This is a genomic window from Campylobacter concisus (assembly GCF_902460535.1).
Classification (GTDB): domain Bacteria; phylum Campylobacterota; class Campylobacteria; order Campylobacterales; family Campylobacteraceae; genus Campylobacter_A; species Campylobacter_A concisus_AS.
Window position 1 is genome coordinate 69,562 of the sequence record NZ_CABPTV010000009.1, and the last position, 16,165, is coordinate 85,726.

A 16,165-nucleotide genomic window follows, 5' to 3' on the forward strand; every position below is an offset into this window, starting at 1 on the left:
TAAGGAAAAAAATGGCGAAAAAAGGTGGATTAGGGCGCGGACTTAGCGCGATACTTGAAGATGTAGAGCAGGCCTACAGCAAAGAGATCGCAAATTTAAACGACTCTGAGATAGTCGAAGAGATAAATATAGATGAAATTTTACCAAACCCTTACCAGCCAAGGACGCATTTTGACGAAGAGGCTTTAAAAGAGCTAAGTGCCAGCATCAAAAGGCACGGTCTCATACAACCAATAATCGTCATCAAAAAAGATGACGGCTATATGCTAATAGCTGGTGAGCGTAGATACCGTGCTACAAAGATGCTTGGAGCAAGCAAGATAAAGGCGATCATCGCTGATATCAAGTCTCAAAATTTAAGAGAGCTTGCGCTTATCGAAAACATACAACGTGAAAATTTAAATCCAATCGAACTTGCAAAGTCATATAAAGAGCTCATAAACGAGTATAAGATCACGCAAGATGGCCTAGCAAACATCATCCACAAGAGCAGAACTCAGATAACAAATACGATGAGGCTCTTGCTACTTAGCGACTACACACAAAGACTTTTGCAAGAAGACAAGCTCACGCAAGGCCATGCTAAAGTCATCGTAGGGCTTAGCAGCGAAGAAGAAAAGATGGTTGTTGATACGATCATCGGCCAAAAACTAAGCGTCAGAGAGACAGAAGTCTTGGTAAAAAAGATAAAAAATAAAGAAGAAATAAAAGAGCCAAAGCCTCAAATTTCAGAGGAAATGAGCAAAAAGTTATCAAATTTACAAGAAATTTTCAAAAATTTAAAGATAAAGACGAAAGTAAAATCTAAAAATTTAATATTAGAATTTAGCGATATTTCGCAGGTAGAAGAATTTATCGCTAAGCTAAAATAGAATTACAAATTTATTTTTATTTTTAGTAATTTATTGTAAAATCAGACTTTGATTTGAATATTAAATAAAACTTAATAACAAAATAAGGAGAGTGGATGTTAGAAATAGATGTGCCATTGATGCTTTTAACGGCTATCGTTTTCTTTGTCTTGATCGCCATTTTAAATCCTTTGCTATATAAGCCAATGCTTAAATTTATAGATGACAGAAATGCCTCTATAAAAAATGACGAAGAGAGCACTAGCAAAAATGCAAGCGACTTAAGCGTTCATGAAAAAGAGATCGAAGAGATCATACAAAATGCAAGATCTGAGGCTAACAAAATAAGACAAGAAGCCTTAAATTTGGCAAAAGAAGAGTCTTTAAAAGAGATAAATGTAGTAAAAAGTAGTTTAGAGGCTGATTATAACGAGTTTTTAAACGCTTTAAGCTCTCAAAAAGATAGCCTAAAGGCAGATCTATCAGCTAAACTACCTGAGCTTAGAGCTGCTTTAAATGCTAAGCTCTCTAAAATTTAAAGGAAATTTATGAAGATAAAAATTTTATTTTTTCTAGCACTTCCATTTCTAGCATACGCTAGCGAGCATGGTGGAACAAACTACGACATAGTCGAGAGAACGCTAAACTTCTTACTTTTCTTTGCTATTTTGGTCTATTTTGCTGCTAAGCCACTAAAAGCTCTTTATCAAAGCAGGATCAATAGGATCGCAAATAAGCTTGAGAGCATCCAAGAGAAGCTTCGCGACTCTAAAGCTAAAAAAGATGACGCTCTAAAGCGTGTAGAAGAGGCTAAGCAAAATGCAAATGCCCTAATAGAAACTGCGAAAAAAGAGGCTGTAAATTTAGCTGCCAAAGTTAAAAAAGAGGCTCAAAACGATATCGCAAATATCGAAAAAGGTTACAAAGAGCAAAAAGAATTTGAAGAACGCAAGATGACAAAAGGCGTTGTAAATGAAATTTTGAGCGACATTTTCTCAAGTGATAGCCTAAAAGTCGATCAAAAAGAGCTTGTAAATATCATACTTAAAAAGGTTAGCTAATGAATGAAGTAGTAGCCAAAAAATATGTTAAAGCGATCCTGAGCGATGCAAAGCCAGGTGAGCTAAACGCATTTATCGAAAATTTAGTTGAGCTAGCTGCCGCTTTTGGAAGCGATAAATTTAAGAGCATTATAAGCTTGCCAACTCTAAAAGCTGCAAAAAAGGTAGAATTTATACTTTCTTTAGTAAAAAATTCAGACGCCAAATTTGCAAATTTTATAAAGCTTCTTGGTGCAAACAAAAGACTAGAGCTTATCCCGGCGATCTTAAACGAGATGAAGATAGAGCAATCTTTGCTTGAAAATACATATCGCGGTGAGGTTATTGGAAATTTTGATATAAGCGCTGAGCAACTAAAAGCTTTGGAAGAGAATTTCTCTAAGAAATTTAACTCTAAGATCAAGCTTGATGGCTCAAAGAGCGATTACAACGGTGTAAAAGTTGAGTTAGACGATTTAGGTGTCGAGGTAAATTTCTCTATCGACAGACTAAAAAGTCAAATGAGTGAATATATATTAAAAGCAATTTAAAAAGGAGTGAAAGCGTGAGTGCAAAAATTAAAGCTGACGAAATTAGCACGATAATCAAAGAGCGTATTGAAAATTTTGATTTAAGTGTTGATGTAGAAGAGACCGGTAAAGTCATCTCAGTCGCTGATGGCGTTGCTAACGTTTATGGTTTGAAAAACGTTATGGCTGGCGAGATGGTTGAATTTGAAAGCGGCGAAAAAGGTATGGCTCTTAACCTTGAAGAGAGCAGTGTTGGTATAGTTATCCTTGGAAAAACTAGCGGTATCACAGAAGGCAGCTCTGTAAAAAGACTTAAAAAACTTCTACGCGTTCCAGTTGGCGACGCATTGATCGGCCGTGTTGTAAATTCACTCGGTGAGCCAATCGACGCAAAAGGGCCAATCGAAGCTACTGAATCTCGCTTCGTTGAAGAAAAAGCAAAAGGTATCATGGCAAGAAAAAGCGTTCATGAGCCACTTCAAACAGGTATCAAAGCTATCGATGCACTTGTGCCAATTGGTAGAGGTCAAAGAGAGCTAATCATCGGTGACCGCCAAACTGGTAAAACAACAGTTGCTATCGATACTATTATCAACCAAAAAGGTCAAGATGTCATTTGTATCTATGTAGCTATCGGTCAAAAACAATCAACCGTTGCTCAAGTCGTTAAAAAACTTGAAGAGTACGGCGCTATGGACTACACTATAGTTGTAAATGCTGGTGCTAGTGACGCAGCTGCGCTTCAATACCTTGCTCCGTACGCTGGTGTAACAATGGGTGAATACTTTAGAGATAACTCTCGCCACGCGCTAATCATCTATGATGACTTGTCAAAACACGCGGTTGCTTATCGTGAGATGTCTTTGATCTTAAGAAGACCACCGGGTCGTGAAGCTTATCCAGGTGACGTTTTCTACCTTCACTCAAGACTTTTAGAAAGAGCAAGTAAGCTAAATGACGCACTAGGTGCTGGATCTTTAACGGCTCTACCTATTATCGAGACTCAAGCGGGCGACGTTTCTGCTTATATTCCAACAAACGTTATTTCTATTACAGATGGTCAAATTTTCCTTGAGAGTGACCTATTTAACTCAGGTATCCGCCCAGCGATCAACGTTGGTCTTTCTGTTTCTCGTGTCGGCGGTGCAGCTCAGATCAAAGCTATCAAACAAGTTTCTGGTACGCTAAGACTAGACCTTGCTCAGTATCGCGAGCTACAAGCATTTGCTCAGTTTGCAAGTGATCTTGACGAGAGCTCAAGAAAACAACTAGAGCGTGGTCAAAAGATGGTTGAAGTACTAAAACAACCTCCATATTCTCCGCTTCCAGTTGAGAACCAAGTAGTTATCATATTTGCTGGTGCTAAGGGCTATTTAGATGATGTTGCAACTACAAATGTAACAAAATTTGAAGCTGAGCTATATCCATATATCGAGGCAAAATACCCTGAAATTTTTGAGCAAATCAGAACTAAAAAGGTTCTTGATAAAGAAGTAGAAGAAAATTTACATAAAGCGTTGAAAGATTTTAAAGCGACTTTTGCCGCTAACTAGGGCTAAGATATGTCAAATTTAAAAGATATAAAACGAAAGATCAAGAGCGTCCAGAATACTCAAAAGACAACGCGTGCGATGAAGCTTGTCTCTACAGCAAAGCTTCGCAAAGCTGAAGAGGCTGCACGCTACTCTAGGGTTTATGCACTTAAGATCAATGAGGTTTTATCAGAGATAGCTTATAAGATCAATCAATACGCTTCAGTTATGACTGAGAGTAAATTCTTTAATACAACAAAGAGTGTAGAAAAGGTTGATATCATATTTGTTACCGCTGATAAAGGGCTTTGCGGTGGCTTTAATGTCCAGACTATAAAGACAGTTAGGCGCATGATCGATGAGCTAAAAGCCAAAAAGATCAAAGTTAGACTAAGGGCTGTTGGTAAAAAAGGCATTGAATTTTTCAATTTCCAAGGTGTTGAACTGTTTGAGACTTACGTAGGAGCTAGCTCTTCTCCTACTTATGAAAAAGCTCAAAAGATCATAAAAGACGCTATTGATGATTTTACAAACGGCATAACAGATAAGGTTGTGTTAATACACAATGGCTATAAAAATATGATTTCTCAAGAGATTAGAGTAAATGATATTGTGCCTATTGAGCCGTCTAAGATAGTAGCGGTAGAGACAAATTCTTTGATGGAATTTGAACCAGAAGACAACTATACTAAGATTATGGATGAATTGCTCAATAAATATTTTGAGTATAGTATGTATTATGCTTTGGTTGATTCTTTGGCGGCTGAGCACAGCGCTAGAATGCAAGCTATGGATAATGCAACAAACAATGCTAAACAACGCGTAAAACAGTTAAATCTTGCTTACAATAAAGCAAGACAAGAGTCTATTACCACTGAGCTTATCGAGATTATCAGTGGTGTTGAATCAATGAAATAAAAGGAGTATGAATGAAGGGTGTTATTAGTCAAGTTATGGGCCCTGTGGTCGATGTTGACTTTAATGACTACTTGCCGAAGATCAATGAAGCTATTGAAGTTTTCTTTGAGGTTGAGGGCAAGAAACATAAACTAATATTAGAAGTTGCTGCTCACCTAGGTGATAATAGAGTTAGAACTATCGCTATGGATATGAGTGAGGGTCTGACTCGTGGCTTAGAGGCTAAAGCGCTTGGTGCACCTATAAGCGTGCCGGTTGGTGAAAAAGTTTTGGGTAGAATTTTTAACGTAGTTGGCGATTTGATTGACGAGGGTGAAGGTATAAATTTCGATAAGCACTGGTCTATCCACCGCGATCCTCCTCCATTTGAAGAGCAAAGTACAAAGAGTGAAATTTTTGAAACTGGTATCAAGGTAGTTGATCTTCTAGCTCCTTATGCAAAGGGTGGTAAAGTTGGTCTATTTGGTGGTGCTGGTGTTGGTAAAACGGTTATTATTATGGAGCTTATTCACAACGTTGCGTTTAAACACAGCGGTTACTCTGTATTTGCAGGCGTTGGTGAGAGAACTCGTGAAGGAAACGACCTTTATCACGAAATGAAAGAAAGTAACGTTTTGGATAAAGTTGCCTTGTGCTACGGCCAAATGAACGAGCCACCAGGAGCAAGAAATCGTATCGCGCTAACTGGTCTTACAATGGCTGAGTACTTCCGTGATGAGATGGGACTTGACGTTTTGATGTTTATCGATAACATCTTCCGTTTCTCTCAGTCTGGTGCAGAGATGTCAGCTCTACTTGGACGTATTCCATCAGCTGTTGGTTATCAGCCAACTCTTGCAAGTGAGATGGGTAAATTCCAAGAGAGGATCACATCGACTAAAAAAGGTTCGATCACCTCTGTTCAAGCTGTTTATGTTCCAGCTGACGACCTTACAGACCCAGCTCCTGCGACCGTTTTTGCTCACCTTGATGCTACGACAGTTCTTAACAGATCGATTGCAGAAAAAGGTATCTATCCAGCTGTTGACCCGCTTGATTCTACTTCAAGAATGCTCGATCCTCAAATTTTAGGAGCAGATCACTATAAGGTAGCTCGCGGCGTTCAAGCTGTGCTTCAAAAATATAAAGACCTTCAAGATATCATCGCTATCCTTGGCATGGACGAACTTAGCGAAGAAGATAAGCTAACTGTTGATAGAGCAAGAAAGATAGAGAGATTTTTATCTCAGCCATTCTTCGTTGCTGAAGTATTTACAGGTAGCCCTGGTAAATATGTAAGTCTTGATGAAAATATCGCTGGCTTTAAGGGAATTTTAGAAGGTAAATATGATCATCTACCAGAAGCAGCATTTTATATGGTCGGAAATATAGAAGAGGCTTTAGCTAAAGCTGAGAAACTTAAGGCTTAAATTTAAAAAGGAAGCGTAATGGATAAATTACATTTAGAGATCGTAACTCCTCAAGGTCAGATATTTAATGATGACGTGAGTAGTGTAGTGCTTCCAGGTAGCGAGGGTGAGTTTGGTGTTTTACCAAACCACGCCTCATTAATATCTCTTTTAAAAGCAGGTATTATAGATATAGAAGATAAGCATAAAAAGCACGATGTAGTTGCTATCAACTGGGGCTATGCAAAGATCGACGAAGGCAAAGTAGTAATACTAGCTGACGGTGCGGTCTATGTCTCTGGCAATAGTGAAAGCGAGCTTGCAAATTCATTAGAAGCTGCTAGAAATTTGATAGAGAGTATGAGTAGTGATACAAATGCTTTTGCGGCAACTATATCAAAAATGGAAAATGTAGTGAGAGCAAGATAAGTGGGCGGAATAGATATATTTTTAAATTACATTCAAAGAAGTAGTTTTATTACAATTATAGTTTTAACTTGGTTGTCAATATATTTTATAGTTAGTTTTACAATTCTTTTTTCAAGAATGGCTGGCATAGGAGCTTGGCAAAAACGTGAGCAAAATGCGCTTGAAGCACTACTTATGGGCGCTAAGAATATACCAAATGACTCGTCTTTAAAGAAATGTGCAAGTGGTAGAATTTCAAAAGAAAAGCTAAATGTCTGCATAAGCATTGCCGAAAAGAATGCTACAAGTGGGCTTACATGGCTTAGTGTAATAGCTTCTACTTCTCCATTTATCGGTCTTTTTGGAACAGTTGTATCTATCTTGGAGACGTTTTCGCAGCTAGGAAATGGTGCAGGTTCATCTCTTGGAGTTATAGCCCCAGCTATCTCTGAAGCACTTGTTGCGACTGGTTGTGGAATTTTTGTTGCCATCCCAGCATATACATTTAACTTGCTTATAAAAAGAAAAGCTTACGAACTAATGAGCGTTATCGAGCGTCAAGCTGACGTTATGATAGCACTTAAAAAAGATGATGAGACGTTATAGATGGCTCTTAAATTTGACGACGAAACACCAGAGCTAAACATAACGCCTCTTGTTGATATCATGCTTGTTTTGTTGGCTATTTTAATGGTTACAATGCCAACTATAACATATCAAGAAGATATAACATTGCCAGATGGCTCAAAGGCAAAGACATCTACATCCAAACAAAAAGATCTTATAGTCTCTATAAATGCACAAGGACAAGTTAGGATAGATCAAAGTATAATGAGCCTCGCTGAACTCCCAGATAATATTGCGCTGATGAGTGCAAAATATGACAAAACCTCGCCTATATACATAAAGGCTGATAAAAATTTAAAATACGATGATGTTATGTTTGTATTAAAGACTTTAAAAGGTGCTGGTTTTAATAAAGTAGCTTTAGAGACAAACGGTTAAGATGCCTAATAAAGTTAAATTTCCAACGCTTAGTTCATTTTTTGTAGCGTTTTGTATTTACATTATCATTGTGCTTGCTTTGTTTATAAAGCTTACTTTTTTTAGCGAACCTCCTAAAAAATATACTGATGACAAAGATGCTATTATGGATGTAGTTATGGTTGATAGAGAAGTTGATCAAACCATAAAAGCACCAAAACAAGCAAAAGAAGTTGTAAAAGAGACCAAACCAGAACCAAAAAAAGAGTCAGAAGAAGATAAACAAGAGACTACAAATAAGCCTGTTGTGCCAGATGAGCCATTGCCAACCCCAAGCTTGCCAACTCCTCCAAAAGAAGAGCCTAAACCTGAGCCTAAAAAACCAGAACCAAAGCCTGAAATCCCAAAACCTAGCGAAGAGCCTAAAGAGGATGTCAAGCCAGAGCCTAAACCTGAGCCTAAACCTACACCAAAGCCAGTTGAAAAGCCAAAACCAAAAGAGCCAAATATAAAAGACCTCTTTAGTGACATAGACTCTACTAAGCTTAAAAAAGATGATGGTATAAAAAAGGTGGAAAATAAGGTACAAAGCCGCAAAAAAAGCGAGGCTTCTAGCTCAAAAGCTGCAAAAGAGGCTAGCGACATCATCAAGAGCTTAAAGATAGATCAAAACCCAACAGCTCCAAAGTCACAAATGACCGGCACTTATGATCCATTGATGGGAGCCATAACAAAACAAATTCAAAGAAGATGGCAAAGCTATAAAGCTGACTCTGCAAACCTTGCCAAAGTAAAAGTCATGATAGATCAAAGTGGAAATTTTAGCTATGAAATTTTAGAGCTATCATATAATGAAGAGTTTAATGCAAAGGTAAAAGAGTGCCTGGAAAAGCTTACTGCAGAGAAATTTCCATTTAATCCAGACAAAAGTACTACTTTTAATTTAAATTTAGAAGATAAAATAAACTAAAATTTATAAATTTACGGAGTAGAGATGAAGAAAATTATTCTTTTTTTGTGCGTTGCTCTAGGGCTTTATGCTGCTGATGCGACGATATCTGTTATAAACCAAGGTGTTGCTTTGCCAAAGATTGCTTTGCAAGATGCAACTACAGCTGTTAGTGATGCAGGCTTTAAAGATAAATTCTTTAAGATCATGCTAGGCGACTTGAAAGTTAGTTCTGACTTTGAGGTTATCGAAGATCATGTGCCTTCAACCTACGAAGGAACAGCAGCTACAAATACAATGAGCGACAAAGGTGTTGAGCTTATCTTTAGATATGCTCTTGAGGGTTCTATGGGCTCACCTCTTACTTTAAGAGTAAAACTCATCGATGCAAAGACTGCAACTACAAGGTATGAGAGAGTATATAACATGCCTGATGGTGCGAAGTATCCGTTTTTGGCACACAAAAGCATAGTTGAGCTAACAAATGAGCTAAATTTACCACCAGTTGGCTGGATGGAGAAATTTATCATCCTAGCAAAATACACTTCGGCTCGCCAAAGCTCTATTATAGTGGCTGATTACACGCTTACATATCAAAAGACAATCGTAAGCGGTGGTCTAAACATCTTCCCTAAATGGGCAGGCGCTGATCAAAGTAAATTTTACTATACATCTTATGTGAATAACAAACCAACTTTGTTTAGATATGACCTAAATTCAGGCACAAAAACGAAGATAATCGACAGCGTTGGTATGCTTATAGCTTCAGACGTTAGCAAAGATGGAAGCAAAATTTTATTAACTATGGCGCCAAAAGATCAGCCAGATATTTTTATCTACAACACAGGTAGTAAGAATTTAACTCAGATAACAAACTATCCAGGTATTGACGTAAATGGAAATTTTGTAGATAATGACAGCAGAATAGTTTTTGTCTCAGATAGACTTGGATATCCAAACATCTTCGCAACACCTGCAACCTCAGGCGGAAGTGTTGAGCAAATGGTATTTCATGGTAAAAACAACAACTCAGTAAGCACTTTTGAAAACTATGTAGTTTATTCAAGTAGAGAGGCTAGTGGTGGCTTTAATATCTATCTGATCTCAACTCAAACAGATTTTATCCGTCAGCTTACAGCAAATGGTAAAAATAACTATCCAAGATTTTCAAGTGATGGTCAAAGTGTCGTATTTATCAAAGAACTTGGCGGTCAAAGTTCGCTTGGCGTTGTTAGATTAAATGAGAACAGAAGTTTCCAATTTCCACTAAAAGTAGGTAAAATTCAATCTATTGATTGGTAATATTCTGATAATATTTAAAAAAAATATGTTATAATTCGACCAAATTTTTCAAAAAGGATAAGGAATGAAAAAAGTAGTTCTAGCAAGTGTTGCAGTTGCAACTTTATTGTTGAGCGGTTGTAGCTCTAAAAACCCTGAAGTTGATATGAATGCAAATTCAAATCAATCTGCAGATAACTCAGGTAGCATGAGTGATGCTGATAGATTAGCGGCTCTTATCGCTAACATCGAGAGCCAAGTTAAAAGTGTATACTTTGACTTTGATAAATTTAACATCAAAGCTGATCAACAAGGTGTTGTTAGCTCAAATGCATCAGTATTTAACCAAGCTGACGCTCAAGCTCTTTCTATAAAAGTAGAAGGTAACTGCGATGAGTGGGGTACAGATGAGTATAACTATGCTCTTGGTCTAAAACGTGCTAAAAGTGCTAAAGATGCTCTTGTAAGAAATGGCGTTAGCGCTGATAGAATCGCTGTAGTAAGCTTTGGCGAAAGCAACCCAGTTTGTACAGACAAAACAAAAGCTTGCGACGCTCAAAACAGACGTGCAGATTTTAAAGTACTTCCTTAATCTGTAAGTAATAATGAATAAAAAAATAATCATTGCGGCTCTTCTTGGAGCCGCTTTCTCTATATGTTCAGCTCAAGAAGTTTCAGCATTTGACGCAGGCAATATGGATAGCGCAAATCCATATGGACTAACAGATGATGAAAAGGCAACTCTAAGCAACAAAAGAAGTGTTCAAAATATCGAAGAAAACATGGATAATGTTTCAGAACAACTTCAAGGTTTGCAAAGCTTAATTGAGAGCATGAGTGCTAGGATGAACAAGCTTGAGCAAAGAATGAACGATATTGAAACCAAAGTCAATGGTGGTATAAGCGATTCTGGTGTAAGCTTGACATCACTAAAAGCTTATGTTGATGAGACCAGAGACATACAAGATAAAAACTATAAAAACATTACTGCTGCCTTAAATAAGTTAGGCGCGATAATGGATAAAAACGCTGCTCAACCAAAGCAAAATGCAAATCCAAAACAACAAAATAAGCCAACTTCAAATTTCAGTGGCAAAAGCGACAAGGACATTTTAGCTGATGGCATTAAGCTATTAAATTCTGGTAATAGCACAGAAGCAGCTGAATATTTTGAATACTTAAATAAAAAAGGCTATAAAACTGGTGCTTCAAATTATTATTTAGGCGAAGTTGCTTATAGTCAAAAATCATACAGCACAGCCATACAATACTATAAAAAAAGTATACAAAGTGAAGATAAGGCTGACTATACTCCAAAACTTTTGTATCACACAGCTATAAGCTTTGATAAGATCGGTGATACTCAAAGTGCAAATAGGTTTTATAAGGCTTTAAAAGTAGGCTATCCAGATAGCAAAGAAGCCAAAGCCGCTCCTAACAGAAACTAAAATTTACTCTTTTTTAGATATAATCTCACATTAATCAAAACTAAATTCCAAGGAGATTATTGTGAGTAAAGATCAAGTTATAACTATGTTTTATGAGCTAAAAGACGCTAATACTGGCGAAATTTTAGAGTCAAATATGCAAGAAGGTGGTCAAATTTCTTTTATTACAGGACATGGCCACATTATAGAAAAGCTTGAAGAAGAAGTTAGCAAACTAAAATCAGGCGACAAAGCTACTATAAATATCAAAGCAGCTGAGGGTTGTGGCGAATACAATAAAGACGCCATCCAATCACTTCCAAAAGAGCAATTTGCCGGTATAGACCTACATGAAGGCATGGAGCTTTTTGGTCAAAATGAAGATGGATCAAGCGTTCGTGTCATCGTTAAAGAGATCAAAGATGACGAAGTGACAGTTGATTTTAACCACCCATACGCTGGCAAAGACTTGCTATTTAATGTTGAAATTTTAGAAGTTAGAGACGCTACTGAAGATGAAAAAGCAACTGGCATGGTAGCAGGTGCACACACTTGCGGTTGTGGCGGACATGATCATGATCACGAGCATGAGTGCTGCGGCGGTCACGGACATGGTGAAGGCGGTTGCGGTTGTGGCGGTCACGGACATCATCACCACTAAGAAGCCAAAATGAAAAAATTTGCTTTTATTTTTGCGGGTCAAGGCTCGCAAAGTGTTGGCATGGGGAAAGACTTTTATGAAAATTTCTCTTCGGCAAAACTTCTTTTAAATGACGTTTGCAACGACACAGGCATTGATTTTGAAGAGCTTTTATTTACACAAAATGACAAACTAGACAAGACAGAATTTACCCAACCTGCTATCGTTTTAAACTCGCTTATGAGCTACCTGGCATTTTCAAATTTCATAAAAGCCAAGCCAGAATTTAGCCTAGGCCACTCGCTCGGAGAATTTACAGCTCTTGCTGTTAGTGGTGCATTTAGCTTTGTAGATGCCATTAGACTTGTAAATTTGCGTGGTAAATTTATGCAAGAAGCGTGCGTTGGTAAAGACGCTGGCATGATGGTAGTGCTAGGTCTTAGCGACGAGGTCGTTGAGGAAATTTGCAAAAATGCACAGAATGGGGGTTTAAAAATTTACGCTGCAAACTACAACTGCGACGGCCAGATAGTTGTAGCTGGTGTGAGGTCTGACCTTGCTAAATACGAGGCAAAATTTAAAGAAGCAGGCGCTAAAAGAGTGATGCTTTTAAATATGTCAGTAGCTAGCCACTGCCCGATACTAGAGCCAGCTAGCGTTAGGCTGGCAAACGAGCTTGAAGGTGTTTTGGCTGCAAATTTTGCCCCAGTCGTTTCAAATGTAAATGCAAAAATTTACACTGATAAAAAAGAGGCATTAGTTCTTTTAAAAGAGCAGCTAACGCATCCAGTTCGTTATAAACAAAGCATTAAAAACTACGAAAACGAGGTTGATTGCTTTATCGAGCTTGGTGCGGCGACACTAAAAGGCATAAATAAAAAGATCACCGAGAGGCCGACATATAGCGTCACTGACATGGCGAGCCTTGAAGAGGTTGTGAAGATTTTGGAGGAGAGATGATAGCGATACTTGGAGCGATGCAAGAGGAGATCACACCTATCCTTGAGATGGTGGGAGAGTATAAAACCACAGAGTACGCAAACAACAAATTTTACGAGGCAAACTACAAAGGCAAGGACCTAGTCGTCGCCTACTCGAAGATCGGCAAGGTAAATGCGGCGATCACTGCGACCTTGATGATAGAGAAATTTAAGGCTTCAAAGCTGCTTTTTACAGGTGTTGCTGGCTCACTTGATGAGAATTTGAAAATAGGCGATATGTTATATGCCACCAGCCTTGTGCAGCACGACCTTGACATCACAGCTTTTGGTCATCCATACGGCTTTGTGCCAGGGACAAGTATCTTTGTCAAGAGTGATGAGGGTCTAAATGAGCTAGCTAAAAATGTTGCTAGTAAAAAGGGCATGAGGCTAAATTCAGGCATCATCGCAACTGGCGATCAGTTCATCTGTGACAACGAGAAAAAAGAGTGGATCAAAAAGATATTTAACGCTAGTGCTACCGAGATGGAGGGTGCGAGTGTTGCGCTAGTTTGCGAGACGCTTGGCGTGCCATTTTTCATCCTTAGAGCCATCAGCGACGGAGCTGGCAATGAGGCTGAGTTTGACTTTGATAAATTCTTGCAAGACTCAGCAAACGTCAGCGCTAAATTTATCCTAGAAATGGTGGAGAGCTTATGATAGAGCTTAGCAAAAGGCTACTAAGGCAGGTTGGTCAGACAAACGCTAGGTATAAGATGATAGAGGGTGGAGATAAGATATTGCTTGGCCTTAGTGGCGGCAAAGATAGCCTCGCGCTCGCTCACGTGCTAAAGCACATCCAAAACGTCACGCCTGAGAAATTTGAGTTTAAGGCGGTGACGCTAAGCTACGGCATGGGTGAGGACTACGCGTATCTTACCAAGCACTGCAACGAGCACGGCATAGAGCACGAGGTGATCGATAGCTCGATATTTGAGATATCAAAGGAGAAGATCCGTAAAAATTCTAGCTTTTGTAGCTTTTTCTCGCGAATGAGAAGAGGCTATCTCTACACCTATGCGCTAAAGTACGGCTTTAATAAGCTTGCGATCGCTCATCACTTGGACGACGCAGCCGAGAGCTTTTTTATGAATTTCACCTATAATGGCGCGCTAAGGACGCTTGCTCCAAAATACAGAGCCAAAAATGGCATCGTCGTGATCAGGCCATTTATCTTTGTTCGCGAAAGACAACTTCGCGAAAATGCGATCAAAAATGAGCTAAGAGTTGTTGGCGATGAGGCGTGTCCTGCGATGAGATTTGACGTGAAGATGCCACACGCTAGATATGAGACCAAGCAGCTTTTGGCAAATTTAGAAAAAGAAAATCCAAAGCTCTTTACATCGCTTAAAGCAGCATTTGAAAATATCCACACAGATACATTTTTTGGTATCAACGAAGGCAGCGAAGAGTAAATTTAACTCTTCGTTTCTGCCCTTAAAGCTAAATTTACAACCAAATTTATTACAACACATCCAAAAAGTAAAAACTCATTTTGAAGTAGGAACACTCCTTGCTTACTAAATATAAATTTGATAAGCAAGGATCGTAAATGAGCATTTTTAGTGTTAGCACGCAAAAGTATAGCTCAGTAGCTACTGAGGCAAAAGCAAGGAAACTTCAAAAAGAACAGTCTGAAAGTGTCAAATTTCAAAACGCTCTTGCAAATAATGAAAAAACAAAAGACATTGCACAAAATTTGACACACTTCTCCTAAATAAACCCAATAAATATGAACTAAAACCAGAGTTTGTTTTCTAGAAAAAGTATAGGAAATGATAAGTAAGTTTATATATGATATTTTATCATAAAAATAAATAGATAATTAATAATAATTTAAGTTTAAGAAAGACAAAATATCGTCTATATAGTTTACATTAAGGAGGTAAAAAAATGAAAAGAATTTTAGTTTTACTTGTAGTTTTATTCTCTATTGGATTTTCCAAAGATCTTACTGAATTGGGAAACGAAGCTTACAATAAAGGTGACTACCAAAAAGCTGCTGAGCTTTATCAAAAAGCTTGTGATAGTGGAGGGGCTGAGGGTTGTAATAATTTAGGGGTTTTATACAAAACCGGTCAAGGTGTAAAGCAAGATTACCAAAAAGCAGCCCAGCTTTATCAAAAAGCTTGTGATAGTGGAGAGGCTAAGGGTTGCTCTAACTTAGGGGTTTTATACGAAGACGGTCAAGGTGTAAATCAAGATTACCAAAAAGCAGCCCAGCTTTATCAAAAAGCTTGTGATGGTGGAGAGGCTAAGGGTTGCTTTAACTTAGGGGTTTTATACGACAAAGACGGTCAAAGTTTTTCCACTGCAAAACAATACTATGGCAAGGCTTGTGATTTAGGACTTCAGTCAGGATGTGATAAATACAGAAAGCTAAACGAAATACAGAAAGCTATGCGAAAAAGGCTATTAAAAATTAATTAATATGAGATGTTCTTTTCTATTGTTAGACAATTACGAGATGCTTTTAAAAGAAGAATGAAATCTGACCTAGGCGGTTGGTAAAAATTTAAGTGGTCTACAAATTTTATTGTAGGCCATTACTTTCAAAGGAATTGAAAATGATAACTAGCATAAATGGACTTAGCAACACATCGATACAAGAAACCACTATCCAAAAAGAAAATATCTCTAAAGATACCAAAGATGATGAAAAGGCCAAAATAGAAGCTTTATGGTATAGTCCAGTTGGAAAGAGCATAAAAGAGATTATTGACATAGACGAAAATGAAGATAATTGGGTTGCAAAAATGATAAGCAAAATAGATAATATGCTTTCTAAGCGTTACAATACCGAACAAGATCGCAACGCCATGTCGATGAAACAGCCAAAAACTTTAGAAGAAGCAAAAGATCAAGTCCTTATAATGTATTCTGATATATTAAAGGAAAACTCTGTTGATGGCAAGCCAACAATAGAAGGTAAGATGATAGGTCTTGGCACAAAAGAAGAGGAGGCTGACCTAAGAGCCTTTATGGATAGCATGTCCTCCCTTTATCCAAATAATAACAAGGAGTCGCTTAGTCTTTTAGATAGAACCGACCTAAGCATAGATGAATTTAAAATATTATTTGCCAAAGCAAGAGAGAAAGCTACAAAGGATGTTGAAGAACAAAGAAAGCAGATAATTAAAGAAGAGCAAGAATACAATGCAAATTTTGCTAAAGAGCAGGCTGAGAAGAAATTTAAACCTATGCAGGTTAAGAAGAAGTATGAGACCTATGATATAA

General features: G+C 37.9%; 21 protein-coding genes. All 21 read left to right on the forward strand.

Features of this window, described 5'->3' with window-relative positions; all coding sequences use genetic code 11:
• Window positions 1-11: 11 nt before the first annotated feature.
• The gene (locus FZ945_RS08530; RefSeq protein ID WP_148803890.1) at window positions 12-872 is read left to right on the forward strand and encodes a ParB/RepB/Spo0J family partition protein; all 861 of its coding nucleotides are present in this window, start codon (window positions 12-14) and stop codon (window positions 870-872) included.
• A gap of 95 nt (window positions 873-967) precedes the next feature.
• Entirely contained in the window at window positions 968-1,390 is a 423-nt protein-coding gene (locus FZ945_RS08535; RefSeq protein ID WP_148803892.1) for a FoF1 ATP synthase subunit B', read from the forward strand.
• A 9-nt stretch (window positions 1,391-1,399) separates the two neighbouring features.
• Window positions 1,400-1,912 (forward strand): F0F1 ATP synthase subunit B, encoded by a 513-nt coding sequence (locus FZ945_RS08540; RefSeq protein ID WP_148803894.1) that lies wholly within the window; start codon window positions 1,400-1,402, stop codon window positions 1,910-1,912.
• A complete protein-coding gene (locus FZ945_RS08545) occupies window positions 1,912-2,442 on the forward strand; it encodes a F0F1 ATP synthase subunit delta (protein WP_148803896.1) in 531 nt (176 codons plus the stop codon). Before FZ945_RS08540 ends, FZ945_RS08545 begins: the two co-directional genes overlap by 1 nt.
• A gap of 14 nt (window positions 2,443-2,456) precedes the next feature.
• Window positions 2,457-3,974 carry a F0F1 ATP synthase subunit alpha gene (gene atpA, locus FZ945_RS08550; RefSeq protein ID WP_103573410.1) on the forward strand — a complete coding sequence of 506 codons (1,518 nt, stop codon included), beginning with the start codon at window positions 2,457-2,459 and terminating at the stop codon, window positions 3,972-3,974.
• Window positions 3,975-3,983: 9 nt separating this feature from the next.
• Window positions 3,984-4,871 (forward strand): ATP synthase F1 subunit gamma, encoded by an 888-nt coding sequence (gene atpG, locus FZ945_RS08555; RefSeq protein WP_148803898.1) that lies wholly within the window; start codon window positions 3,984-3,986, stop codon window positions 4,869-4,871.
• Window positions 4,872-4,882: 11 nt separating this feature from the next.
• Window positions 4,883-6,280 (forward strand): F0F1 ATP synthase subunit beta, encoded by a 1,398-nt coding sequence (atpD, locus tag FZ945_RS08560; protein ID WP_148803900.1) that lies wholly within the window; start codon window positions 4,883-4,885, stop codon window positions 6,278-6,280.
• An 18-nt stretch (window positions 6,281-6,298) separates the two neighbouring features.
• Window positions 6,299-6,688, forward strand: coding sequence for an ATP synthase F1 subunit epsilon (gene atpC, locus FZ945_RS08565; RefSeq protein WP_002939398.1), 390 nt, complete (start codon window positions 6,299-6,301; stop codon window positions 6,686-6,688).
• The gene (locus tag FZ945_RS08570) at window positions 6,689-7,273 is read left to right on the forward strand and encodes a MotA/TolQ/ExbB proton channel family protein (RefSeq protein WP_009294341.1); all 585 of its coding nucleotides are present in this window, start codon (window positions 6,689-6,691) and stop codon (window positions 7,271-7,273) included.
• On the forward strand, window positions 7,274-7,672 hold the full coding sequence (locus FZ945_RS08575; RefSeq protein WP_021093459.1) for a biopolymer transporter ExbD: 399 nt from the start codon (window positions 7,274-7,276) through the stop codon (window positions 7,670-7,672). It abuts the gene before it with no gap.
• A gap of 1 nt (window position 7,673) precedes the next feature.
• Window positions 7,674-8,621: a TonB C-terminal domain-containing protein gene (locus tag FZ945_RS08580; protein WP_148803902.1), complete on the forward strand. Its 948-nt coding sequence runs from the start codon at window positions 7,674-7,676 to the stop codon at window positions 8,619-8,621.
• Window positions 8,622-8,645: 24 nt separating this feature from the next.
• Window positions 8,646-9,902, forward strand: a complete 1,257-nt coding sequence (gene tolB, locus FZ945_RS08585) for a Tol-Pal system protein TolB (protein WP_148803904.1) — start codon at window positions 8,646-8,648, stop codon at window positions 9,900-9,902.
• 64 nt (window positions 9,903-9,966) lie between these two features.
• Window positions 9,967-10,473 carry an OmpA family protein gene (locus tag FZ945_RS08590; protein WP_002939415.1) on the forward strand — a complete coding sequence of 169 codons (507 nt, stop codon included), beginning with the start codon at window positions 9,967-9,969 and terminating at the stop codon, window positions 10,471-10,473.
• A gap of 13 nt (window positions 10,474-10,486) precedes the next feature.
• Window positions 10,487-11,329, forward strand: coding sequence for a tetratricopeptide repeat protein (locus FZ945_RS08595; RefSeq protein ID WP_148803906.1), 843 nt, complete (start codon window positions 10,487-10,489; stop codon window positions 11,327-11,329).
• Between the two features lie 55 nt (window positions 11,330-11,384).
• Window positions 11,385-11,969 carry an FKBP-type peptidyl-prolyl cis-trans isomerase gene (locus FZ945_RS08600; RefSeq protein WP_223154902.1) on the forward strand — a complete coding sequence of 195 codons (585 nt, stop codon included), beginning with the start codon at window positions 11,385-11,387 and terminating at the stop codon, window positions 11,967-11,969.
• 9 nt (window positions 11,970-11,978) lie between these two features.
• Window positions 11,979-12,908 carry an ACP S-malonyltransferase gene (fabD, locus tag FZ945_RS08605; RefSeq protein ID WP_148803908.1) on the forward strand — a complete coding sequence of 310 codons (930 nt, stop codon included), beginning with the start codon at window positions 11,979-11,981 and terminating at the stop codon, window positions 12,906-12,908.
• Window positions 12,905-13,588, forward strand: coding sequence for a 5'-methylthioadenosine/adenosylhomocysteine nucleosidase (locus FZ945_RS08610; protein WP_148803911.1), 684 nt, complete (start codon window positions 12,905-12,907; stop codon window positions 13,586-13,588). The genes fabD and FZ945_RS08610 overlap by 4 nt, the downstream gene beginning before the upstream one ends.
• Window positions 13,585-14,343 carry a tRNA 2-thiocytidine biosynthesis TtcA family protein gene (locus tag FZ945_RS08615; RefSeq protein ID WP_148803913.1) on the forward strand — a complete coding sequence of 253 codons (759 nt, stop codon included), beginning with the start codon at window positions 13,585-13,587 and terminating at the stop codon, window positions 14,341-14,343. Before FZ945_RS08610 ends, FZ945_RS08615 begins: the two co-directional genes overlap by 4 nt.
• Before the next feature lie 137 nt (window positions 14,344-14,480).
• Complete coding sequence (locus FZ945_RS08620; RefSeq protein ID WP_181001588.1) at window positions 14,481-14,645, forward strand: hypothetical protein; 165 nt, start codon at window positions 14,481-14,483, stop codon at window positions 14,643-14,645.
• Between the two features lie 176 nt (window positions 14,646-14,821).
• Entirely contained in the window at window positions 14,822-15,358 is a 537-nt protein-coding gene (locus FZ945_RS08625) for a tetratricopeptide repeat protein (protein ID WP_148803914.1), read from the forward strand.
• Between the two features lie 137 nt (window positions 15,359-15,495).
• Window positions 15,496-16,165, forward strand: a 670-nt coding sequence (locus tag FZ945_RS08630) for a cell surface protein (protein ID WP_148804125.1), incomplete at its 3' end; no start/stop codon positions are given.

What these genes read in the sequence shown, in the direction of transcription:
- FZ945_RS08530 (WP_148803890.1), top strand. Translation starts at nt 12, where the DNA reads ATGGCGAAAAAAGGTGGATTAGGGCGCGGACTTAGCGCGATACTTGAA.
- FZ945_RS08535 (WP_148803892.1), top strand. Translation starts at nt 968, where the DNA reads ATGTTAGAAATAGATGTGCCATTGATGCTTTTAACGGCTATCGTTTTC.
- FZ945_RS08540 (WP_148803894.1), top strand. Translation starts at nt 1,400, where the DNA reads ATGAAGATAAAAATTTTATTTTTTCTAGCACTTCCATTTCTAGCATAC.
- FZ945_RS08545 (WP_148803896.1), top strand. Translation starts at nt 1,912, where the DNA reads ATGAATGAAGTAGTAGCCAAAAAATATGTTAAAGCGATCCTGAGCGAT.
- atpG (WP_148803898.1), top strand. Translation starts at nt 3,984, where the DNA reads ATGTCAAATTTAAAAGATATAAAACGAAAGATCAAGAGCGTCCAGAAT.
- atpD (WP_148803900.1), top strand. Translation starts at nt 4,883, where the DNA reads ATGAAGGGTGTTATTAGTCAAGTTATGGGCCCTGTGGTCGATGTTGAC.
- atpC (WP_002939398.1), top strand. Translation starts at nt 6,299, where the DNA reads ATGGATAAATTACATTTAGAGATCGTAACTCCTCAAGGTCAGATATTT.
- FZ945_RS08575 (WP_021093459.1), top strand. Translation starts at nt 7,274, where the DNA reads ATGGCTCTTAAATTTGACGACGAAACACCAGAGCTAAACATAACGCCT.
- FZ945_RS08580 (WP_148803902.1), top strand. Translation starts at nt 7,674, where the DNA reads ATGCCTAATAAAGTTAAATTTCCAACGCTTAGTTCATTTTTTGTAGCG.
- tolB (WP_148803904.1), top strand. Translation starts at nt 8,646, where the DNA reads ATGAAGAAAATTATTCTTTTTTTGTGCGTTGCTCTAGGGCTTTATGCT.
- FZ945_RS08590 (WP_002939415.1), top strand. Translation starts at nt 9,967, where the DNA reads ATGAAAAAAGTAGTTCTAGCAAGTGTTGCAGTTGCAACTTTATTGTTG.
- FZ945_RS08595 (WP_148803906.1), top strand. Translation starts at nt 10,487, where the DNA reads ATGAATAAAAAAATAATCATTGCGGCTCTTCTTGGAGCCGCTTTCTCT.
- fabD (WP_148803908.1), top strand. Translation starts at nt 11,979, where the DNA reads ATGAAAAAATTTGCTTTTATTTTTGCGGGTCAAGGCTCGCAAAGTGTT.
- FZ945_RS08610 (WP_148803911.1), top strand. Translation starts at nt 12,905, where the DNA reads ATGATAGCGATACTTGGAGCGATGCAAGAGGAGATCACACCTATCCTT.
- FZ945_RS08615 (WP_148803913.1), top strand. Translation starts at nt 13,585, where the DNA reads ATGATAGAGCTTAGCAAAAGGCTACTAAGGCAGGTTGGTCAGACAAAC.
- FZ945_RS08620 (WP_181001588.1), top strand. Translation starts at nt 14,481, where the DNA reads ATGAGCATTTTTAGTGTTAGCACGCAAAAGTATAGCTCAGTAGCTACT.
- FZ945_RS08625 (WP_148803914.1), top strand. Translation starts at nt 14,822, where the DNA reads ATGAAAAGAATTTTAGTTTTACTTGTAGTTTTATTCTCTATTGGATTT.